Origin of the sequence: Amycolatopsis thermalba, assembly GCF_003385215.1 — a bacterium.
GTDB classification, from domain to species: Bacteria; Actinomycetota; Actinomycetes; order Mycobacteriales; family Pseudonocardiaceae; genus Amycolatopsis_E; species Amycolatopsis_E thermalba.
In genome coordinates, this window is sequence record NZ_PQHW01000117.1 from 1 (window position 1) to 21012 (window position 21012).

Consider the following 21012-nt stretch of genomic DNA (forward strand, 5'->3'; position numbering starts at 1 on the left):
GGCCAGGGGCGGGAGCGTTGCGGCCGGGGCAGGGCATTCGCCGAGATGAGGCGAGAGCGGGTATCGAGCGGGCGGGGTGAGCATCCGCCGGGTCGGGCGAGAGCAGTTATCCACCGGCGGGGCGCCCCGCTGGGGCGGCACCCCACCAGGGCGGTGCCCCGCTGGAGCGGCCCCCGCTGGAGCGGCACCCCGCTGGCGCGGTGCGTCGTTGGCGTGGTGTCCCACCTGGGGCGGTGCTCCGCTGGGGCGGTGCCCCCACCGGCACGCCGCCCGAGGAGTTCCCCGCCCGTGCGGTGCCTCGCCGGTCGAGGCGGGGTGCCTTGCCTCACCTCGGGCACCCCGCCTGAGGCGCGCCGCCACCCGTACGGGGTCTTGATCGGTTCACCAATCCCGTGGACTGAGTAACGCCACGCCTGGCCGGACCCGATCTCACGGGATGTCACCACCCGCGCACCCCGGTGCGTCAGATCAGTGAGACCGCGTTCACACGGTTGCGGCACCGGCAGGCACGTTCTCACGACCTGATCAGTGACCCGGGACCCGCGGGGCGGCCGGGGGACTACGGTTCTCCGTAGACTGACTGGACGCGCCCTGGCGGGCAGGGCGAGGGATCTATGCGGGTGAGGTGGAAAGTGACGCTGCTGGAGTCCGTGCACGGACCGGCCGACCTGAAGCGCATGGGACACGGCCAGCTCGAGCACCTGGCGGGGGAGATCCGCGACTTCCTGGTCGACAAGGTCCGCCGCTCCGGCGGCCACCTCGGCCCGAACCTCGGCGTGGTCGAGCTGACCCTGGCGCTGCACCGGGTCTTCGACTCGCCGAAGGACGCGATCGTCTGGGACGTCGGTCACCAGTGCTACGTGCACAAGATCGTGACCGGCCGGCACCCCGAGTTCGACCTGCTGCGCCAGCAGGGCGGGCCGTCGGGCTACCCGTCCCGGGAGGAGAGCGAGCACGACCTGGTGGAGAACAGCCACGCCTCCACCGCGTTGTCCTATGTGGACGGCCTGTCGAAGGCGTTCGAGCTGGCCGGTGGCGGACGGCACGCCGTCGCGGTCGTCGGGGACGGCGCGCTGACCGGCGGCATGTGCTGGGAGGCGCTGAACAACATCGCCGCCGAGCCGGGCCGTCCCGTGGTGATCGTGGTCAACGACAACGGCCGGTCCTATTCGCCGACGATCGGCGGCTTCGCCGAGCACCTGGCGTCGCTGCGGCTGCAGCCCGGCTACGAGCGCATGCTCGACGGCGGCCGCGAGCTGCTGCTGTCCACGCCGGTCGTGGGCAAGCCGATCTACGCGGCGCTGCACGCGGCGAAGGCGGGCATCAAGGACGCGCTGAGCCCGCAGGAGATGTTCTCCGACCTCAAGCTCAAGTACCTCGGCCCGGTCGACGGCCACGACATCGCCGCGCTGGAGAAGGCGTTCCAGGCGGCCAAGGCGTTCGGCGGCCCGGTCGTCGTGCACGCGGTCACCGAGAAGGGCCACGGTTACCCGCCCGCGGTGAACCACGAGGCCGACCAGATGCACCAGACCGACCCGATCGACCCGGAGACCGGCCTGCCCAAGCCGAAGGGCCTGAGCTGGACGTCGGTGTTCGGCGACGAGCTGGCGCGCATCGGCGAGGAGCGCGAGGACGTCGTGGCGATCACCGCCGCGATGCTGCGCTCCACCGGGCTGCACGAGTTCGCCGATCGGCACCCGGACCGCTGGTTCGACGTCGGCATCGCCGAGCAGCACGCGGTGACCTCGGCCGCCGGCCTCGCGATGGGCGGGCTGCACCCGGTGGTCGCGGTGTACTCGACGTTCCTCAACCGCGCCTTCGACCAGCTGCTGATGGACGTGGCGCTGCACCGCCAGCCGGTCACGCTGATCCTCGACCGCGCCGGCATCACCGGGCCGGACGGCCCGAGCCACCACGGCATGTGGGACCTGTCGCTGCTGGGCATGGTGCCCGGCATGCGGGTCGCCGCGCCGCGGGACGCGCAGACGCTGCGCGAGGAGCTGCGGGAGGCGGTGGCGGTGTCGGACGGGCCGACCGCGCTGCGGTTCTCGAAGGGCAGCGTCACCGAGTCGCTGCCCGCCGCCGAGCGGATCGGCGTGGTCGACGTGCTGCGGCGGCCGCGGGAAGGCGCGGGCGCGGACGTGCTGCTGGTCGCCGTGGGCGCGTTCGCGCCGCTCGGGCTGGCCGCCGCCGAGCGGCTGGCCGACCAGGGCATCGGTGTGACGGTCGTCGACCCGCGGTGGGTGCTGCCGGTGCCGCACGAGCTGGTCGGCCTGGCGCGCGAGCACCGGCTCGTCGTGACGGTCGAGGACAGCGGCCGCCACGGCGGCTTCGGCAGCGCGCTGTCGGCCGTGCTGCGGGACGCCGAGTGCGACGTGCCGCTGCGTGACCTGGCCGTGCCGCAGCAGTTCCTGCCGCACGGCTCGCGCGAGGAGGTGCTGGCGAGCGTCGGCCTGACCGCGCAGGACGTGGCGCGGCGCGTGACGGAGTGGGCGTCGAACCTGATCGGCGAGGCCCAGCCGGCGACGGCGGACGCGCCGACCGACTAGGTCCGTGCCGGGCGGCGTACTAGTACACCGTGGACAGTCCGTCGTGGACGGACCGCGGGCGGTTGCTACGCGGCGGGCCGCAGGTTCTCCTCGCACCACTGGCGGAACGTCGTCGGCGTCGTCGATTCCGGGGTGCGCGGCTCGGCGTTGTCCAGGCCCGCGTTCTTGGCCGCCATCATGTCGGCCATGCCCTGCGCCATCGCCTCGGTCCAGCCCCGCTGCCGCAGGCCGGCCTTCAGCGCCTCGGCCGTGACCTGCTCGAACCGCACCGGCCGGCCCAGCACGTCGGACATGATTCCGGCCATCTCCAGGTGGGACAGGTCCTCCGGGCCGAGCACCGGGACCTCGCCCCGCCCGGTCCACGTCTCGTCGAGCAGAAGCCGGGCGGCGGCGCCGGCGATGTCCTTCGTCGCGCACAGCGGCCGCTTGTGACCGGGGACGGCCATCTCGGACCACACGCCGTCGCGCGTGATCGACGCCGCCTGCCACAGCACGTTGTCCATGAAGGTCGGCATCGTCAGCGCGCGGTAGGGCACCCCGGTGCTGGCGATCAGGTCGTCCATCGCCAGCGACGCCGACACGAGCCCGGCGTTGACCGCGACGCCGCGTCCCAGGGCCGACACCCCGACCACCCGCAGGTCCTGGGTGCGGAACAGCTCGCACGCGGGCCGGGTGAAGTCCAGGAACGCCCGGTCCAGGCTGTCCGCGGCGGGGTTCGGCGGGACCAGCCAGAAGACGGCGTCCGCGCCGGCGAACGCCTTGCCGACGACCTCGGGGTCGCCGTGGGAGCCGATGACGACCTCGGCCTTCTCCCGGACCGCGGGGGCGAGCCGGGACGGGTCGCGCACGATGACGCGGACCGGCGCCCCGGCGGTGAGCAGGGATTCGGTGAGCTGACGGCCGATCCGGCCGGCCGGTGCGGTGATGACGATCATGCGACCAGCCTCCGCCCGGGCGGCGCCGATCGTCCAATACCTCTTCGCCGGCATTGATACCCTTCGGGTATGGATCTGGACCTGCGCAAGCTGCGGTACTTCACCGCCGTCGCCGAGCACGGGCACTTCGGCCGCGCGGCGGAGCGGCTGCACATCGCGCAGCCGGTGCTGAGCAGGCAGATCCGCGCGCTGGAGCGGGAACTGGGCTGCGAGCTGCTGGAGCGCACGACGCGGTCGGTGCGACTGACGGCGGCCGGTGAGCAGCTGTACGCGGACGCGCCGGGCGTGCTGGCGACCGCTGTGGCGGCGACGCGCCGGGCCTACGGCGCCGCGCGGGGTACGCGCCGCCTGGTCCTGGGGTTCGCGCCGGGGCTGACCGTCTCCCCGGCGGTGCGGGTGTTCGCGCAGGCGCACCCGGACGTCGAGGTCGAATTGCTGCATCTCCACTGGTTCGAACAGGCCGAGGCGATGCGCGACGGCCGCGCCGACGTCGGCTACTTGCGGCAGCCGTTCGACGCCACGGGCCTGCGGACGCTGCGGGTGGGCAGCGAGCCGAAGGTGGTGTGCCTGCCCGCGGCGCACCCGCTGGCGAAGCGGCGGCGGGTGCGGTACGCCGACCTCGAGGGCGAACACGTCATCGACGGGCAGGACAGGCGGGTCAGCACGATCGAGGAGAAGCTGGAGCTGGTCGCGGCCGGCCGCGGCGTCGCGATGATCCCCCGCAGCGTGGCGCGTTACTACTCCCGGCCCGACGTGATCCACCGCCGCATCGGCGACGCCGAGGAGTTCGAGATCTGCCTCGCCGTCGCCGACGGGCACCGGCGCCCGCACCTGGAGGACTTGGTGACGATCGCGGCGCGGACCCTGTCCGGCAAGTGACCGGCGCCGTCCCGGAACGCCCGGGACACCGCCGTTGAGGTAACTCTCAGGAAACTGTGGCACGGTGGTTCGCGTGCGAATTCTGGTAGTCGAGGACGAGGCGCCGCTGGCGGACGCGATCGCTCGCGGGCTGCGCCGGGAAGGCATGGCGGTCGACGTCGCCCTCACCGGTGACGAGGGGCACGAGAAGGCCAGCATCACCCGCTACGACGTGGTGCTGCTGGACCGCGACCTGCCCGGCATGTCCGGCGACGAGCTGTGCCGTCAGATCGTCTCCTCCGACGAGCTGACCCGCGTCCTCATGCTGACCGCCAGCGGCACGGTCTCCGACCGCGTCGAGGGCCTGTCCCTGGGCGCCGACGACTACCTGGCCAAGCCGTTCGCCTTCCCCGAGCTGGTCGCCCGCGTGCGCGCGCTCGGCCGCCGCGCCACCCCGGCCGCGCCGCCGCTGCTCACCGTCGGCGACGTGCAGCTGGACCCGGCCAAGCGCACCGTCCGCCGCGCGAGCGGCCCCGTCGACCTGACCCGCAAGGAGTTCGGCGTCCTGGAGGTCCTGATGGCCGCCAAGGGCGCGGTGGTCAGCAGCGAGGAGCTGCTCGAACGCGTGTGGGACGAGAACGCCGACCCGTTCACCACGACCGTCCGGGTCACGGTGATGACCCTGCGCAAGAAGCTGGGCGAACCTGGGATCATCGAGACCGTGGTGGGATCCGGGTACCGGGCACGCGACACCGGCCCCGCGAAGGGGTGAGCTCGCGCTCGACACGCACGCCGGTACGCAGCCTGCGGGCGCGCATCACGCTGCTCGCGACCGGGCTGGCGGCCGGCGTCAGCCTCGTGCTGCTCTGGCTGGCCTGGACGCTGGTCGGCGACGCCGTGTCCGCGGTGCCGCAGATGCCGCCGGGCACGGTCGTGCGCGTCGACGGCGTGGACGTCGACGCCGCCGCGCTGGCCGCGCACCTGCGCGACCACGCGCGCGACAAGATGCTGCTGGCCGGCACCATCGCGTTCTGCTGCGTGGTGCTGGCCACCGCGGTCCTGGCCTGGACGTTCACCTCGCGCGTGCTGCGCCCGCTGCGGGACATCACCGGCACCGCGCGGCGGCTGTCGGTGGAATCGCTGGGCGAGCGCATCGGCGACGTCGACGCGCGCGGTGAGCTGGCCGAGCTGGCCCAGACGTTCGACGCGATGCTCGACCGGCTGCAGTCGGCGTTCGAGGCGCAGCGGCACTTCGTCGCCAACGCCAGCCACGAGCTGCGCACCCCGCTGTCGGTGATCCGCACCGAGCTGGACGTCACGCTCGCCGACGACCAGGCCGACACCGCCGAGCTGCGCCGCATGGCGGGCGTGGTGCGGGACGCGACCGAGCGGGCCAACCAGCTCGTCGGGTCGCTGCTGCTGCTCGCCCGCACCGACGGCGCCGGGCTGGTGGTGACCGAGCCGGTCGACCTCGCGGGGCTGGTCGCCAGCGCGTGGCGGGCGGTGTCCGGGGAGGCCGACCAGCGCGGCCTGAAGACCACCTTCCACGTCGAGCCGGCCTGGACCACGGGCGATCCGGCGCTGCTGGAGCGCATCGCGGGCAACCTGCTGGAGAACGCGGTGCGGCACAACGTGGACGCCGGCTGGATCGAGGTCACCACCCAGGCCGGGGAGCAGTGGTCGGCGCTGCGGGTGCGATCCTCCGGCGGGCTGGTCGACCCGCAGACGGTGGACGAGCTGTTCGAGCCGTTCCGCCGCGCGGGGGTGGCGCGCACCGCTCGGCACGGCGCCGGTCTCGGGTTGTCGATCGTGCGGGCGGCGGTGGAGGCGCACGACGGGCTGGTGAGCGCGGAACCGGTGGTCGGGGGCGGCCTCGCGGTCACCGTCCGGCTGCCCGCGACCCGCTGAGTTACGGTGCTGGGCATGGTCCCTTCGATCCGGTTGAACAACGACGTCGAGCTGCCCGCCCTCGGGTTCGGGGTCTACAAGCTGCCCGATGACGAGGTCGAGGCGGTGATGCACGTGGCGATGGAGGCCGGCTACCGCAGCTTCGACACCGCCACGCTGTACGGCAACGAGCGGGGCGTCGGCGCGGCGGTGCGCTCGTCCGGCCTGCCGCGCGAGGAGCTGTTCGTCACCACCAAGCTGTGGAACACCGAGCACGGCTACGACTCGGCGCTGAAGGCGTTCGACGGCAGCCTGGAGCTGCTCGGCCTGGACTACGTCGACCTGTACCTGATCCACTGGCCGGTGCCGCGGCAGAACAAGTACGTGGAGACGTGGCGCGCGCTGGAGAAGATCCTGGCCGACGGGAAGGCGCGTGCGATCGGCGTGTCGAACTTCCAGATCCCGCACCTGGAGCGGCTGATGGCCGAGACCGAGGTGGTGCCCGCGGTCAACCAGATCGAGCTGCACCCCGGCCTGCAGCAGGCCGCGCTGCGCGGGTTCCACGAGAAGCACGGCATCGTGACCGAGGCGTGGAGCCCGCTCGCCCGCGGCAGGCAGCTGGACAGCGAGGTGATCACGACGATCGCCCGCAAGCACGGCAAGACCCCGGCGCAGGTGGTGCTGCGGTGGCACATCGAGATGGGGCACATGATCATCCCGAAGTCGGCGACCCCGAGCCGCATCCGGGAGAACATCGGCATCTTCGACTTCGAGCTGGACTCCCACGACATCGCCGGCCTGGCGACCCTGGAGTCCGGCGACCGGCACGGTCCCCACCCCGACGCGTGAGGTAATTCGCACCACGAACTGTTAGTCTGGCGGAATGCCCGCACAGAATGACGGCCGGATGGGGATCGTGACCGCTCTGGTGCGGTCCACGTTCCTGGTGAACGCGGTGTATTCGGAATCGGCCCGGGAGTACGGCATCACGATGCCGCAGGGGCAGCTGTTGTGCGTGCTGATGGCGCGGCCCTACGGCATGACCGAGCTGGGCGCGGTGCTGCGGCTGGCGAAGTCGAGCCTGACCGGGCTGGTCGACCGCACCGAACGCAACGGCCTGGTGCGCCGCGAGCCGGATCCCCGGGACACCAGGGCGGTCCGGGTCGCGCTCACCCCGGAGGGGCAGCGGCTGGCGGGGGAGTTCTACGCCGAGACGTGCCGCCGGATCGAGGAGCTGCCCGCGGGGCTCGACGCCGCGGAGCGGGACCGGCTGGCCGGCCTGCCCGGCCGGGTCGTGGCGGACAACGAGGTGCCCCCGGTCTTCCTCGACCGCTGACCGCGCTTGCAGTTCGTACTGCGAACCATTATTGTTCGTAGTACGAACTGCAAGGAGGGCATCATGACCGCATCTGACGTGGTTTTCGGGTTCGGCGCGCACACCGGCGTCGACGAGGTGCCGGACCTGCTGCGCCTGGTCCGGCGCGCGGACGCCGACGGGCTCGACCTGGTCTCGCTGTCCGACCACCCCTACTTCGGCGGCAGGCTGGACGCCTACGCGACCGTCGGGTTCCTGCTGGGCCACACCGAGCGCATCGCCGGTTTCGCCAACGTCACCAACCTGCCGCTGCGGCCCCCGGCCATGCTGGCCCGGACGGTGACGACCCTGTCGGCGCTGTCCGGCGGCCGGGTCGTGCTCGGGATGGGCGCGGGCGGGCTGCCGGACCGGATCGCCGACATGGGCGGCCCGCGGTTCACCCCGGCCGAGGCGGTGGAGGCCTTCGAGGAGGCGATCCTGCTGGTCAAGAGCCTGGCCGGGGGTGACGAGCCGGTGACCCACGAGGGGCGGCACTACCGGGTGCGCGGGATCGAGCCCGCGCCGGTGCCCGCGCCGCCGGTGTGGACCGGGTCGGTCGGGCGGAAGTCGCTCGCCGCGACCGGCCGCGTGGCCGACGGCTGGCTCCCCGGCCACGCGGCGGACTGGCTGAGCGAGCGGTACCGCACGTCGCGGCCGGTGATCGACGACGCGGCGGCCGCGGCGGGCCGCGTCCCGCGCGAGGTCCGCACGATCCTGAACTTCCCCGGCACGATCACCGAAGCGCCGCTGGCGAAGACGCGGGACGCGGAGGGCCGCTGGATCGGCGGGTCCGTGGACCAGTGGGTCGAGGAGCTGACCACGGGCGTCCTGGAGCACGGCATGAGCGGCTTCATCCTGTTCCCACCGGGCCACGCCGCCCACGACGACGTCTCCCTCGGACGCTGGGCGCGGGAGATCGTGCCGGCCGTCCGCGAGAGGGTCGCCAAGGAGTCCTAGGTCGGGAACCCGCCGGACGCCGACGGCCCCCTTGCCCGTGGGCGAGGGGGCCGTCAGGTCGGGTGACTACGCCGGCACCGAGGCGACGCCGGGCGCCAGGAACGGCTTGCCGGTCACCTTGGCCGACACGCCGGTCCGGTCCAGGTACGGCGTGATGCCGCCGAGCCAGAACGGCCAGCCCGCGCCGAGGATCAGGCACAGGTCGATGTCCTGCGCCTCCGCGACCACGCCCTCGTCGAGCATGATCCGGATCTCCTCGGCGATCGCGGCCAGCGCCCGCTCGCGCAGCTCTTCGGCGGTCGAGGGCCGGTCGCCCTGCTGCCACAGCGCCGCGACCTCCGGGTCGACGCTCGGGTTGCCCTGCTCGTCCCACTGCCACACCGCGGTCTTGCCCGACGCGACGAACTTCTTCAGGTTCTCGCTCACCGCGAAGCGGTCCGGGAACGCGTCGTGCAGCGTCTCGCCGACGTGCAACGCGATCGCGGGGCCGACCAGCTGCATCAGCGTCAGCGGCGACATCGGCAGGCCGAGCGGCTCCAGCGCGCGGTCGGCCACGTCGAACGGGGTGCCCTCGTCGACCGCGGTCAGCACCTCGCCGAGGAACCGCAGCAGCAGCCGGTTCACCACGAACGCCGGGGCGTCCTTCACCAGCACGCTGGACTTCTTCAGCTGCTTGCCGACCGCGAACGCCGTCGCCAGCGCCGCGTCGTCGGTCTGCTCGCCGCGCACGATCTCCAGCAGCGGCAGCACGGCCACCGGGTTGAAGAAGTGGAACCCGACGACCCGCTCCGGGTGCCGCAGCTTCGAGGCCATCTCCGACACCGACAGCGAGGAGGTGTTCGTCGCCAGGATCGCCTCGGGCTTGACGTAGTTCTCCAGGTCGCCGAAGACCTGCTGCTTGACGCCCATCTCCTCGAACACGGCCTCGATCACGAAGTCCGCGTCCGCGAAGGCGGCCTTGTCCAGCGAGCCGCTCACCAGCGCCTTGAGCCGGTTCGCCTCGTCCGGTGAGATCCGCTGCTTGCCGAGCAGCTTGTCGATCTCACCGTGCACATAGGACACGCCCTTGTCGATGCGCGCCTGGTCCACATCGGTCAGCACGACCGGGACCTTCAGCCGCCGCGCGAACAGCAGCGCCAGCTGGCTGGCCATCAGGCCGGCGCCGACCACGCCGACCTTGGTCACCTTGCGCGCCAGCGACTTGTCCGGCGCGCCGGCCGGCCGCTTGGCCCGCTTGTTGACCAGGTTGAACGAGTACAGCCCGGCGCGCAGCGTGTCGTCCATCAGCAGCTGCGCCAGCGCCTGGGTTTCGGCCGCGTACCCGGCGTCCAGGTCGTTCGCGCGGGCCAGTTCGAGCAGCTCGACGGCCTTGGTCGCGCCCGGCGAGGCACCCTTGGTCTTGCCGTCCACAATGGCCTTCGCGCGGGCGATCGCCGCGTCCCACCCGGCGCCGCGGTCGATCTCCTTGCGCTGCGGGGTCACCTGGCCGTTGACCACCTTGGACAGCCACAGCAGCGACTGCTCGAGGAAGTCCGCGCTGCCCAGCAGCTCGTCCACGATGCCCAGCTGCGCGGCCTGCGCGGGCTTGAGCATCTTGTTCTGGTTCAACGCGTTCTCGATGATCACGGTGACCGCGGCGTCCGGCCCGATCAGGTTCGGCAGCAGCTGGGTGCCGCCCCAGCCCGGGAACAGGCCGAGGAACACCTCGGGGAACGAGATCGCGGCCGCCGACTCCGACAGCGTGCGGTAGTGGCAGGACAGGGCCAGTTCGAGCCCGCCGCCCATGACCGCGCCGTTGACGAACGCGAAGGTCGGGATCTTCGAGTCGGTCAGGCGGCGGAACACCGCGTGGCCGGTCTCGGCGATCTCGTGCGCCAGGTTCGGGTCGCTGATCGCCTCGACGCCGGACAGGTCGGCGCCGACGGCGAAGATGAACGGCTTGCCGGTGACCGCGATGGCGGCCGGTTCCGCGGCGAACGCCTCGTCCAGCGCGGCGTTCAGGCTCACCAGGCCCTGCGGGCCGAACGTGGACGGGCGGGTGTGGTCGTGCCCGTTGTCCAAGGTGATCAGTGCGACCTGCTGGTCCAGGCCGGGAACCTTGATCAGGCGCGTGGTCGCCCGGGTGACGACCTCGTCCGGGAAGGCGGCCTTGGCCTGCTCAACCGTGAACGTCACTTGTCACTCCCGTCGTAGGCAGGGTTCTCCCAGATCACGGTGCCGCCCATGCCGAGGCCGATGCACATCGTGGTGATGCCGTAGCGGACCTCGGGGTGCTCGGCGAACTGGCGGGACAGCTGGGTCATCAGCCGCACGCCGGAGGAGGCCAGCGGGTGGCCGCAGGCGATCGCGCCGCCCCACGGGTTCACGCGCGGGTCGGTCTGGTCGATGCCGAAGTGGTCGAGGAAGGCCAGCACCTGCACGGCGAACGCCTCGTTGATCTCGAACAGCCCGATGTCGTCGATGGACAGTCCGGTGCGCTTGAGGAGTTTCTCGGTGGCCGGCACCGGGCCGACGCCCATGACCTCGGGGTCGACGCCGGCGAAGGAGTAGCCGACCATCCGCATCGCGACCGGCAGGCCCAGCTCGCGGGCGGTCTCCTCGTCGGCGAGGATCGCACCGGTCGCGCCGTCGTTCAGGCCCGCGGCGTTGCCCGCGGTGACCCGGCCGTGTGGGCGGAACGGGGTCTTGAGGTTCGCCAGGGTCTCGACGGTGGTGCCGGGGCGGGGCGGCTCGTCCTCGGTGGCCAGGCCCCAGCCCAGCTCGGAGCGGATCGCGACCGGGACCAGCTCCGGGCCGATCTTGCCGGCCTTGACCGCGTCGGCGTAGCGCTCCTGGCTCTGCGCGGCGTACTCGTCGGCGCGGCGCTTGGTGATCGCCGGGAAGCGGTCGTGCAGGTTCTCCGCCGTCTGGCCCATGACCAGCGCGGACGGGTCGACCAGCCGGTCGGCGACGATGCGCGGGTTGGGGTCGACGCCCTCGCCCATCGGGTGGCGGCCCATGTGCTCGACGCCGCCCGCGATGGCGATGTCGTAGGCGCCGAAGCCGATCCCGCCGGCGACGGTGGTGACGGCGGTCATGGCGCCGGCGCACATGCGGTCGATGGCGTAGCCCGGGACCGAGCGCGGCAGGCCGGCCAGGAGGGCGGCCGTGCGGCCGATCGTGAGGCCCTGGTCGCCGGTCTGGGTCGTGGCGGCGATGGCGACGTCGTCCACCCGCTCCGGCGGCAGCTCCGGATGGCGGCGCAGGAGTTCGCGGATGACCTTGACGACGAGGTCGTCGGCCCTGGTGTTGGCGTAGATGCCCTTGTCACCCGCCTTGCCGAACGGGGTGCGGACCCCCTCGACGAAGGCCACGGTGCGCACCGCCCGCGCGGTCGGCGCAAGGGGGGTTGCGGCCACGATGTGCTCCCTCTGTCAGTACTGGGACGCCGGTTACCCGGCGGTAATGACGCCACTCTAACCCCGGTTACCGGTGGGTAACCAGGGTGGTGGGTGAGACCACCTTTTCGAGCGGCACCCGGGATGACCACCCAGCGACCACCTGCCCGAGGTGAGGGAACTGCATTCCCCGTCATCCCGGAGCCTGCCCGTCCGGCGAGGACATCTTTTGATCTTTAGAGGTGACGTTGGGCAGGCGACGAGTCCGCCCTGCGGGCGGGTGGCGCCTCACGGCGCCTAACGGTCACCTTGGGTGGACCTCCCCCGCCCCCGATGCCTGGTTGTGTTTCGGTCGCCGAGCAGGCGTGTCAAGGCGGGAAAGAGTACCTTGACACGCCTGATCGGCGACCAAAGACCGGCTGTGGATCGGGGGCGGGGGAGGTCTGGGGCGTGGTCGGTCAACTTGCGTTGCCGGGTTGCGTTTCGTGGTTTGACTTCGCGCCTGCAGGGGCCCACTCGCCGTCGGAGCGGCGACCCACCCCCGTGAGTGGCGCCGAACTCACCATCCAGCGGTAACCCCGGCGGCCTTGCCCGCGGCGGCCTCCGCCCAAGACACGGCACCGCCCACCTCAAAACACCAACCCAGCAGGCTCAGGCAGTCGCCTGGAGGGCCTTCGCCATCACTGGTGCCGTCAGCTCCACCTGCCACGGCCGGGCGCCTCCCGCGGCCAGTGCCGCCGACACGCCTTCCACGCTGCGGTCCTCCGGCGGCCGCCAGCAGGTGCGGCGCAACAGGTCCGGCAGCAGCAGGTTCTCCACCGGCAGCTGGTGGTGCTCGGCGATCTTCGCCAGCCCCGCCCGTGCCGCGGTCAGCCTCGCCGCCGCGTCGGGGTCCTTGTCCGCCCAGCGGTTCGCCGGGGGTGGGCCGTCGTTGGGCTGCGCCGGGTTCGGCAGCTGGTCCCGCGGCAGCTGACGGGCGGCCTGCAGGTGCCGGAACCAGTTCCCGGTGTACCGCCGCTGCACGCGACCACCGAACACCGGCAGCGCCTGCAACTCGGCCACGGACTTCGGGTCGGCCAGCACCGCGTTCACGATCGCGCTGTCGGGCAGCACCCGGCTCGGCGCGCGGTCGCGCTTGCGGGCCAGCTCGTCGCGGGCCTCCCACAGCGCCCGGACCGCCGCCAGGCCGCGCGCGGTGCGCACCTTGTGGATACCGCTCGTGCGCCGCCACGGCTCGCTGCGCGGAGGGGGCTGCGGGGCGGTCCGGACGGCCTCGAACTCCTGGCGCGCCCAGTCCAGCTTGCCCTGGGCAGCCAGCTCGGCCTCGAGCTTCTCCCGCAGCGGGATGAGCAGCTCGACGTCCAGCGCCGCGTAGTTGAGCCAGTCCACCGGCAGCGGCCGCTTCGACCAGTCCGCCGCGCTGTGGCCCTTCTCGAGGTGGTAGCCCAGCAACCGCTCCACCAGCGTGCCCAGCGCCACGCGCTCGTACCCGGCCAGCCGTCCGGCCAGCTCGGTGTCGAACAGGCTCCCCGGCACCAGGTCCAGCTCGGCCAGGCACGGCAGGTCCTGCGAGGCGGCGTGCAGCACCCACTCCTGGCCGTTCAGCACGTCCCGCAACGGCCCCAGCCTGCCCGCGAGGGCGATCGGGTCCACCAGGACCGTCCCGGAGCCCTCGCGGCGCAGCTGCACCAGGTAGGCCTTGGGCCAGTAGCGGTAGCCGGACGCGCGCTCGGTGTCCACCGCGATCGCACCCGTGCCCGCCGCCAGCCGTGCGCAGGCACGCGCCAGCGCCGGCTCGTCCGCCACCACGTCCGGCGTCCCGTCGGCCGGCTCCTTGAGCGTGACCGGGACGTCCGGTTCGCTGGTATCAGGCACTTGATCTGCGGTTTCCACGTCGGTCAACCCTACGGGACGGGCGCACCGTCACCGGTACGCCCGTCCGTTGGGGTCGTGCAATCGGCTGGGATCAGCGGATGACGCCGGCTCGCATCGCGAGCGCCACCATCTGCGCCCGGTCGCCGGTGCCGAGCTTGCGCCCGATCCGGGACAGGTGCGACTTGACGGTGAGCGCCGAGAGGCTGAGCTCCTCGCCGATCTCCTTGTTGGACTGGCCGTCGGCGACCAGCTGCAGCACCTCGACCTCGCGCGCGGACAGCTCCCGCGGCGTGTTGTCGGTGCCCGGCACCCGCGTGCCGGTCGCCAGGACCGGGGCCACGCTCGGGTCCGCGTACACCCCGCCGTCCAGCACCCGGCGCACCCCGTCGGTCACCACCATGGGCGAGGCCGACTTCAGCAGGTACGCCTGGGCACCGGCCTGGAAGGCCGAGCGCACGGCATACGGGTCGTCGGAGGAGGCGAGCACCACGATCCGGGGCCAGCCCTGGCTACGGAGCTCCGTGACCAGGTCGATCCCGCTCCCGTCCGGCAGCCCGAGGTCGAGGATGGCCAGGTCGCACGGACCCGTCGCGGTCGCCCGCGCCCTCGCCTCGGCCACCGAGGCAGCTTCGTGTACGGTGCCCGCACCCATCTGTGCGAGTCGTGCGGCAATCGCCTCCCTCAGGAGCGGGTGGTCGTCGACCACCAGCACCGAAAACAGCTCTTCCCGCGGGTGCGGGACCATGCTCGCCGGCAAAGCACCGGCTGGCGTGGATCTGACGGCCTGCGACAAGCCGACGGCAGCCACGTCACTACCTCCCTGGAGTCGGTCGTGCCCCCCGACCGGCACCGGGTACTTTCGGCCGATCAGCCGCGCCAGCTCTAGACCGAAAGTGGTGTCGTCGAAGAGGCACTCTAGCCGCCGATCGCCCTCCGCGGGGGGATCGAACGGGTATCTATCTCGATCGGGTAGTTACTAGCTGGCATCGGTGTAGCACGTTCGGAGTAATACACCGCGCGTGGCTAACGCGTCGCGGAGCGCCAGCGATAAACCCTTTTTGGGGACAGAGCGCTGCGCGTGCATACGGACCGTGCATCTGCTCACGCGCGGTGCCGCCCGGTGTTCCCCGGACGGGGTGAGGATGTCATCAAATCGACGTACGCGATCACTTCGCGCAGCGTAGGCGGCCCGCGGGCGGCCCCGGAGCGCCCCGTACGGGGGAAATCGGGGTGGCCGGGAACCGCGCGAGCGAACTCTATCCGTGCCGTCCCCGGCCCCGGATTGAGGTCTGCGTCACACCCGGCGCGCCGCCAGGCCGGTTCAGCCGCTCTGGCGGTGGCCGAACAGCGAGACCCCGACCGGTGGCAGGCCCGCCACGCTCGACATCAGCTGGCAGAACGCCTCGCCGTGCGGGCGCAGGTGCTGGTCGGCCGGCGTCCAGGACGCCCGCAGCTCCAGGTCGTCGGTGCGGGCGGGGCCGCTGATGTCGCCGAAGCGGGCCGACGAGGTCTCGGTGACCGTCCCGCCCAGCGCCGTCCACGCCGCCCCGGAGTTCTCCAGCGCGTCGGTGAGCCACGACCACCCGACCGCGGGCAGGAACGGGTCGCTGGCCAGCTCCCGGTCGATCTCCGCGCGCACGTAGACGACCATCCGCAGCACCCCGTTCCAGGCCTCCTGGCCCTCCGGGTCGTGCAGCAGCACCAGGCGGCCGGTGGCCGTCACGTCCGCGGGACCCGTCGCGTCGCAGCTGAGCGCGTAGGACCAGGGGGCCAGGCGCTGCGGCGCGCGCACGGGTTCGAGGGTCATCTCCGGCCGCGGCCGGATCGCTTGCAACGCCGCGACAGCTTCACGGAACATCTCGGGCGCATGCGTCATCGCGGTCACAGCCCGACTGTAGGACGGGGAACGGGCGCCGGGCGGCAGACGCGCCGAGGGAAGGCGCCGCCGGGCCGCGTGGCACCATGGTTGACGATGTCCACTCCTGCGCAGTCGCGGCCACGCACGGCCCACCGGGACCTCGCCGGGTCTCCCTTCCTCGCGGCCGCCCGCGGCCGCCGTCCCGCGCGGCTGCCCGTCTGGTTCATGCGCCAGGCCGGCCGCTCGCTGCCCGAGTACCGCGCGCTGCGCGAGGGCGTGCCGATGCTCCAGGCGTGCTTCGACCCGGAGATGATCGCCGAGATCACGATCCAGCCGGTCCGCCGCCACGGCGTGGACGCCGCCATCTTCTTCAGCGACATCGTGGTCCCGCTGGTGGCCGCCGGCATCGACGTCGACATCGTGCCCGGCACCGGCCCCGTGGTCGCCGAGCCGGTGCGCGACGCCGCGGCGGTCCGCCGCCTCACCGGCCTCGACCCGCGGCGGCTCGAGCCGGTGCTCGACGGCACCCGGCTGCTGGTCGAGCGGCTGGGCCAGACCCCGCTGATCGGGTTCGCCGGCGCGCCGTTCACGCTCGCCTCCTACCTCATCGAAGGCGGCCCCAGCCGCACCTTCGAGCGCACCAAGGCCCTCATGCACTCCGAGCCGGAGGTGTGGCACGACCTCGCCGGGCGGCTCGCCGGGATCGCGGTGACCTTCCTGCGCGGCCAGGTCGAGGCCGGGGCCGACGCGGTGCAGCTGTTCGACTCCTGGGCCGGCGCGCTGACCCTGCGCGAGTACCGCGAGTTCGTGCTGCCGCACTCGGCGCGCGTCCTCGGCGCGGTCGCGGACCTGGACGTGCCGCGGATCCACTTCGGCGTCGGCACCGGCGAGATCCTGCCCGCCATGCGCGAGGCCGGGGCCGACGTGGTCGGCGTCGACTGGCGCGTCCCGCTGGACGAGGCCGTGCGGCGGCTGACCGCGCACGGGGAGCCCGCGCCCGTGGTGCAGGGCAACCTGGACCCGGCGCTGCTGCAGGCGTCCTGGCCGGTGATCGAGGCCGAGGTGCGGCGCATCGCCGCGGAGGGCCGCGCCGCCGCCGGACACATCTTCAACCTCGGCCACGGCGTGCCGCCCGGCACCGGCCCCGAGGTGCTGACCCGCGTCGTCGAGCTCGTCCACAGCCTGGAGGGCTGATGCACGTCGCGGTCGTCGGCGGAGGCGTCTCGGGCGCGGTCGCGGCGTACCGGCTGCGCGCCGCGCTGGGCGACGGCGCGGCGATCACCGTCGTCGAGGCCACCGGCACACTCGGCGGCAAGCTGCGCACCGCGGAGGTCGCGGGCGTGCGCTACGACGTGGGCGCCGAGGCCTTCCTCGCCCGCCGCCCGGAAGGCGCCGGGCTGGCGGCGGAGCTGGGCCTGGAGCTGGTCCACCCGACGAAGGCCCGCTCCACGGTGCGGGCCGGCGGGCGGGTGGCGCCCCTGCCCGGCCGGACGCTGATGGGCATCCCGGGTTCACCGGACGCGGTCGCCGACGTGCTCTCCGGCGCCGGGCGCGCGCGGGTCGCGGCCGAGCCGGACCTGCCCCCGGTGACGCTGGAGTCCGACACCGCGCTGGGCGTCCTGCTGCGCGAGCGCTTCGGCGACGAACTGGTGGACCGCCTGGTCGACCCACTGCTCGGCGGCGTCTACGCGGGCGGCGCCGACGGTCTCGGCCTGCGTGCCACCGTCCCCGCCCTCGCCGCCGCGATCGACCGCGGCGCGCCCTCGCTGACCGCGGCGGCGGCCGGCCTGATCCCCGCCAAGCCCAGCGGCGCGCCGGTGTTCGGCACCCTGCCCGGCGGTCTCGGCACCCTGATCGACCGGCTCGTCGAACTGGCCAAGCCGGACATCCGGTTCGGACAGCCGGTCACCGGGCTGCGGCGGCGGGCGAACGGCTGGCGGCTGGAGATCGGCGACGAGGCGATCGACGCCGACGCCGTCCTGCTCGCGGTGCCCGCCCCGGCGGCCCGCCGGCTCCTGGCCGACGTCGCGCCGGCCGCGTCGTCGGCGCTCGGCGAGGTCGAGCTGGCCTCGATGGCGGTCGTCGCGATGGCCCTGCCGCCCGGCACCGAGCTGCCGGCCGCCTCCGGGGTGCTGATCGGCGCGCGCGAACGCCGCGCCGACGGCGAGCCGTTCGCGGCGAAGGCCTTCACCTTCTCCTCCCGCAAGTGGTCGCACCTGGACACCGGGCCGGTGCTGTTGCGTGGTTCGGTCGGCCGGTTCGGCGACGCCGGCGCGCTGCAGCGCGACGACGACGAGCTGGTCCGCCTGGTGCGCGACGACCTGGCCGAGCTGACCGGGATCACCGCGACGCCGATCGACGTCGCGGTCCAGCGCTGGGGCGGTGGGCTGCCACAGTACGGGCCGGGTCACCTCGACCTGGTGGAGCGCGCCGAGCGGGCCGTCGCCGAGGTGCCGGGGCTGGCGCTGGCCGGGGCCGCCCTGCACGGCGTCGGCGTGCCGGCGTGCATCGCGACGGCCACCGCGGCCGCGACCCGCGTCACCTCACACCTGGTGCCCTAGCAGCCGGTTTCGCCGCGGTGCCAAGATGGGGACATGGCGCGGCTGAACTATCAGGAACTCAACGACACCATCCGCTACACCGCCTGGTCGGTGTTCCGGGTCGAGCCCGGGCGGCTGCCCGAGGACCGCGGCCAGGCCGCGACGGAGACCACCGAGTACCTCGATGCCCTGGAGGGCAAGGGGGTCGTGGTGCGCGGCGTCTACGACGTCGCCGGGCTGCGCGCCGACGCCGACTACATGATCTGGTGGCACGCCGAGACCCCCGAGCAGGTGCAGGCCGCCTACACCGGGTTCCGCCGCACGCCGCTGGGCCGGGTGTCGACGCCGGTGTGGAGCCAGTTCGCGCTGCACCGCCCCGCCGAGTTCAACCGCAGCCACATCCCCGCGTTCCTGGCCGGGGAGGAGGCGCGGAAGTACGTCTGCGTGTACCCGTTCGTGCGCTCCTACGAGTGGTACCTGCTGCCGGACGCCGAGCGCCGCAAGATGCTCGCCGACCACGGCAAGGAGGCCCGGGACTACCCGGACGTCCGCGCCAACACCGTCGCGTCCTTCGCGCTGGGCGACTACGAGTGGATCCTCGCCTTCGAGGCCGACGAGCTGCACCGCATCGTCGACCTGATGCGTCACCTGCGCGGCACCGAGGCGCGGCGCCACGTGCGGGAGGAGATCCCGTTCTACACCGGCACCAGGGTCGTGCCCGCCGAGCTGATCCTGAACCTGCCGTAGGTGTTCGACGCGCTGTGGCGCGACCTGACCGGTGACGCGCCCGGCCCGGTCGAGTTCACCGGCGCGCACGGCGTGCGGCCGGGGCCGTACCGGGTGGCGGCGGCCGCGTCGATGAGCGTCGCCGCGGCGACCCTGGCCGCCGTGGTGTGGCGGGTGTGCGGCCGCTGGGTGTGGTGCCGGTGCTCGATCCGACGCACGTGATCGCGGGGCCGGTCGCGGGCCGCGTGCCGGCGTTCGGCGGACGTGGTGCGGGGGAGTTCCCGCGGTGGGTGAGCTGCGGGGGTGGCTCGTGCGCGGAATGGTTCAGCCGCGCCGGAAGAGCTTCCGGCGGGGGCGTCGCAGCGCGCCGCGGTCGGTGAGCCAGGCGGCGAAGTTCGCGGCGTCCTGGCGGTAGCCGGTGCCGTCGGTGCGCGGGGTGGCCTCGGCGTAGGCGTCGAACAGGGGGCGGAACCGGTCGCCGAGGGTGTGGCACAGGTCGGGCCGCAGGTTGGCGACGATGGAGCGGCGCTTGGCCCGCAGGGCGATCACTTCGGCGGCCACCCGCCCCGCGTCGAAACCTTGCGGGGGCTCGGCGCCGGCCAGCAGGGCGCGCAGCAACTCGGCCTGCCGGGCGGCCAGCTCCTCCCGGCTCACCGCCGCTCCCCGTGCGTCGGGCGCGCCGGCAGCGCACCGCCCACCTGCGCCCGGATCGCCCGCGGTGCAGCCTGGCGTGCCGGCTGCTCCCGGACCGCCGGCAGTCCGGCCTGGCGCGCCAGCCCCACGCCGTCCAGCCGCTGCCGGATCGACTCCAGTTCCCTGGCCAGCTCGTCGTCCGGGGGATACGCTCCGTCGCGCTCCAGGAGGGCTCCCGGGGGCTCCCTCCGGCGGCGCAGTTCGCCCAGCAGGTCCAGCACCTCCGGCAGCACGGGGTGCGTGTGCGTGTCGTGGTAGAGACCACCTACCTCGATGCCGCCCGCCACGTGCACGTACGCCACCCGCTCCAGCGGCACCTCCGCCAGGAACCCCACCGGGTCCGCGCCCAGGTTCCGCGCGTTCGCGTACAGGTTCGCCACGTCGACGATCAACCAGCACCCGGTCCGCGACACCAGCTCGGCCAGGAACGCGCCCTCGCTCAACTCCGCGTCCGGCCACTCCAGCAGCGCGGCGATGTTCTCCAGCGCGAACGGCCGGCCCACGATCGACTGCGCCAGCCGCACGTTGTCCACCAGCACGTCGAGCGCCTCCCGCGTGCGGGGCAGCGGCACCAGGTGCCCCGCGTCCAGCCCGCCCGCGCGCACGAAGCACACGTGATCACTGGCCAGCGGCGCGTCCAGCTCGTCGGCGACCGCGGCCAGGTGCTCCACCCGCCGCGTGTCCAGCGGCTCCGCGCCGCCCAGTGACAGCGACACCGCGTGCGGCAACACCGGCAGGCCACGCTCGCGCAGCTCCACCAGCGACGCGGGCAGATGCCCCGGGTGCAGGTTCTCCGCGATCACCTCGACCCACTCCACACCCGGCAACCGGGCGATCGACAGGTCGATCTCGGGCCGCCACCCGATCCCCACACCCAGCCGGTCAACCCCCACCGCCACCACCTCCGCACCCGGAACCGTCCGCCCACTGGATGTCCGCGAGCCACCCCAAATCGATGTCCACGTGCGAGCCTCCGTCGGCGACGGCTTCCCGCCGGCAGCACCACCGGGGCAATGGCAACGGCGGGAACGGCCAGCGCCCCGGCCACGCACACCGCGCCGACCAGACTGCACGGTCGCGCTCCCGCGTCCGTACCGCACGGCACCCCGCACCGCCGCGGCAGTTCGTCGCCGGGAACCCGGTCGCTCGTCGTCGTCAGCCGTCCCGCGCTGTTCACGCGGATCTCCTGGCTTGCCACGAGATCGGCCAGCACCGTCTCGATCGCGCGCACCGGCCCGCTCACCGGACCGGCCGGGCCGCCCCGCAGCCGCAGCAGGTGCGGCACCACGAGCCGGATGACGACCGGGATCAGCACCAGTCCGGCGTAGACCAGCAGGAAGACCGGCACCCCCAGGCCCGCGAAGTCGGTCACGCCGACCGGGCCCAGCCGCTCAGCTCCCACC

19 protein-coding genes and 1 pseudogene are annotated in these 21012 nt (G+C 73.2%); 11 read left to right on the plus strand and 9 right to left on the minus strand.

What is annotated here, in order from left to right:
* The first annotated feature begins 632 nt into the window (after positions 1-632).
* On the plus strand, positions 633-2549 hold the full coding sequence (dxs, locus tag D0D15_RS30780; RefSeq protein WP_115944951.1) for a 1-deoxy-D-xylulose-5-phosphate synthase: 1917 nt from the start codon (positions 633-635) through the stop codon (positions 2547-2549).
* A 65-nt stretch (positions 2550-2614) separates the two neighbouring features.
* Here the strand turns inward: dxs and D0D15_RS30785 are convergent, their stop codons facing one another.
* Positions 2615-3484 (minus strand): NmrA family NAD(P)-binding protein, encoded by an 870-nt coding sequence (locus D0D15_RS30785; protein ID WP_094007203.1) that lies wholly within the window; start codon positions 3482-3484, stop codon positions 2615-2617.
* A 69-nt stretch (positions 3485-3553) separates the two neighbouring features.
* On the opposite strand from D0D15_RS30785, the gene D0D15_RS30790 reads away from it, so the two are divergent.
* The 6 genes from D0D15_RS30790 to D0D15_RS30815 all read left to right on the plus strand — a co-directional run bounded on the left by D0D15_RS30790 (position 3554) and on the right by D0D15_RS30815 (position 8540).
* Positions 3554-4363: a LysR family transcriptional regulator gene (locus tag D0D15_RS30790; protein ID WP_094007204.1), complete on the plus strand. Its 810-nt coding sequence runs from the start codon at positions 3554-3556 to the stop codon at positions 4361-4363.
* A gap of 73 nt (positions 4364-4436) precedes the next feature.
* Positions 4437-5114 (plus strand): response regulator transcription factor, encoded by a 678-nt coding sequence (locus tag D0D15_RS30795; RefSeq protein ID WP_162830693.1) that lies wholly within the window; start codon positions 4437-4439, stop codon positions 5112-5114.
* A complete protein-coding gene (locus D0D15_RS30800) occupies positions 5111-6250 on the plus strand; it encodes a sensor histidine kinase (protein WP_094007205.1) in 1140 nt (379 codons plus the stop codon). Before D0D15_RS30795 ends, D0D15_RS30800 begins: the two co-directional genes overlap by 4 nt.
* Positions 6251-6265: 15 nt before the next feature.
* Entirely contained in the window at positions 6266-7078 is an 813-nt protein-coding gene (locus tag D0D15_RS30805; RefSeq protein WP_198958308.1) for an aldo/keto reductase, read from the plus strand.
* 58 nt (positions 7079-7136) lie between these two features.
* Complete coding sequence (locus tag D0D15_RS30810) at positions 7137-7565, plus strand: MarR family winged helix-turn-helix transcriptional regulator (protein WP_115944952.1); 429 nt, start codon at positions 7137-7139, stop codon at positions 7563-7565.
* Between the two features lie 63 nt (positions 7566-7628).
* Positions 7629-8540 (plus strand): LLM class flavin-dependent oxidoreductase, encoded by a 912-nt coding sequence (locus tag D0D15_RS30815; protein ID WP_115944953.1) that lies wholly within the window; start codon positions 7629-7631, stop codon positions 8538-8540.
* Positions 8541-8606: 66 nt separating this feature from the next.
* Here the strand turns inward: D0D15_RS30815 and D0D15_RS30820 are convergent, their stop codons facing one another.
* The 5 genes from D0D15_RS30820 to D0D15_RS30840 all read right to left on the minus strand — a co-directional run bounded on the left by D0D15_RS30820 (position 8607) and on the right by D0D15_RS30840 (position 15677).
* Positions 8607-10715: a 3-hydroxyacyl-CoA dehydrogenase NAD-binding domain-containing protein gene (locus D0D15_RS30820; RefSeq protein WP_094007210.1), complete on the minus strand. Its 2109-nt coding sequence runs from the start codon at positions 10713-10715 to the stop codon at positions 8607-8609.
* The gene (locus D0D15_RS30825) at positions 10712-11902 is read right to left on the minus strand and encodes a thiolase family protein (RefSeq protein WP_094007211.1); all 1191 of its coding nucleotides are present in this window, start codon (positions 11900-11902) and stop codon (positions 10712-10714) included. Before D0D15_RS30825 ends, D0D15_RS30820 begins: the two co-directional genes overlap by 4 nt.
* Before the next feature lie 666 nt (positions 11903-12568).
* On the minus strand, positions 12569-13792 hold the full coding sequence (locus D0D15_RS30830) for a ribonuclease D (RefSeq protein ID WP_094007213.1): 1224 nt from the start codon (positions 13790-13792) through the stop codon (positions 12569-12571).
* 91 nt (positions 13793-13883) lie between these two features.
* Positions 13884-14600 (minus strand): response regulator, encoded by a 717-nt coding sequence (locus D0D15_RS30835; RefSeq protein ID WP_038532327.1) that lies wholly within the window; start codon positions 14598-14600, stop codon positions 13884-13886.
* A gap of 513 nt (positions 14601-15113) precedes the next feature.
* The gene (locus D0D15_RS30840) at positions 15114-15677 is read right to left on the minus strand and encodes a DUF3000 domain-containing protein (protein ID WP_162830694.1); all 564 of its coding nucleotides are present in this window, start codon (positions 15675-15677) and stop codon (positions 15114-15116) included.
* Positions 15678-15764: 87 nt separating this feature from the next.
* On the opposite strand from D0D15_RS30840, the gene hemE reads away from it, so the two are divergent.
* Genes hemE through D0D15_RS30860 form a run of 4 tightly spaced genes read left to right on the plus strand, consistent with a single transcriptional unit; the run spans position 15765 to position 19138 of the window.
* On the plus strand, positions 15765-16844 hold the full coding sequence (gene hemE, locus D0D15_RS30845) for a uroporphyrinogen decarboxylase (protein WP_115944954.1): 1080 nt from the start codon (positions 15765-15767) through the stop codon (positions 16842-16844).
* The gene (gene hemG, locus D0D15_RS30850) at positions 16844-18211 is read left to right on the plus strand and encodes a protoporphyrinogen oxidase (RefSeq protein ID WP_115944955.1); all 1368 of its coding nucleotides are present in this window, start codon (positions 16844-16846) and stop codon (positions 18209-18211) included. The genes hemE and hemG overlap by 1 nt, the downstream gene beginning before the upstream one ends.
* Positions 18212-18244: 33 nt before the next feature.
* Positions 18245-18937, plus strand: a complete 693-nt coding sequence (gene hemQ, locus D0D15_RS30855; RefSeq protein WP_094007216.1) for a hydrogen peroxide-dependent heme synthase — start codon at positions 18245-18247, stop codon at positions 18935-18937.
* Positions 18938-19138 (plus strand): hypothetical protein, encoded by a 201-nt coding sequence (locus D0D15_RS30860; protein WP_208646202.1) that lies wholly within the window; start codon positions 18938-18940, stop codon positions 19136-19138.
* A 102-nt stretch (positions 19139-19240) separates the two neighbouring features.
* Here D0D15_RS30860 and D0D15_RS30870 read toward each other — a convergent pair whose 3' ends face one another.
* From D0D15_RS30870 to D0D15_RS36705, 3 genes and pseudogenes are all read right to left on the minus strand, one after another.
* Positions 19241-19570, minus strand: a complete 330-nt coding sequence (locus D0D15_RS30870; RefSeq protein ID WP_094007219.1) for an SCO6045 C-terminal-like domain-containing protein — start codon at positions 19568-19570, stop codon at positions 19241-19243.
* A complete protein-coding gene (locus tag D0D15_RS30875; protein ID WP_369806810.1) occupies positions 19567-20511 on the minus strand; it encodes an MbnB/TglH/ChrH family RiPP precursor modification enzyme in 945 nt (314 codons plus the stop codon). The genes D0D15_RS30870 and D0D15_RS30875 overlap by 4 nt, the downstream gene beginning before the upstream one ends.
* Positions 20409-21012, minus strand: a pseudogene (locus D0D15_RS36705) (hypothetical protein); the annotation flags it as partial. The pseudogene D0D15_RS36705 and the gene D0D15_RS30875, both read right to left, overlap by 103 nt.

What these genes read in the sequence shown, in the direction of transcription:
- D0D15_RS30785 (WP_094007203.1), bottom strand. Translation starts at nt 3,484, where the DNA reads ATGATCGTCATCACCGCACCGGCCGGCCGGATCGGCCGTCAGCTCACC.
- D0D15_RS30790 (WP_094007204.1), top strand. Translation starts at nt 3,554, where the DNA reads ATGGATCTGGACCTGCGCAAGCTGCGGTACTTCACCGCCGTCGCCGAG.
- D0D15_RS30805 (WP_198958308.1), top strand. Translation starts at nt 6,266, where the DNA reads ATGGTCCCTTCGATCCGGTTGAACAACGACGTCGAGCTGCCCGCCCTC.
- D0D15_RS30810 (WP_115944952.1), top strand. Translation starts at nt 7,137, where the DNA reads ATGGGGATCGTGACCGCTCTGGTGCGGTCCACGTTCCTGGTGAACGCG.
- D0D15_RS30815 (WP_115944953.1), top strand. Translation starts at nt 7,629, where the DNA reads ATGACCGCATCTGACGTGGTTTTCGGGTTCGGCGCGCACACCGGCGTC.
- hemE (WP_115944954.1), top strand. Translation starts at nt 15,765, where the DNA reads ATGTCCACTCCTGCGCAGTCGCGGCCACGCACGGCCCACCGGGACCTC.
- hemG (WP_115944955.1), top strand. Translation starts at nt 16,844, where the DNA reads ATGCACGTCGCGGTCGTCGGCGGAGGCGTCTCGGGCGCGGTCGCGGCG.
- hemQ (WP_094007216.1), top strand. Translation starts at nt 18,245, where the DNA reads ATGGCGCGGCTGAACTATCAGGAACTCAACGACACCATCCGCTACACC.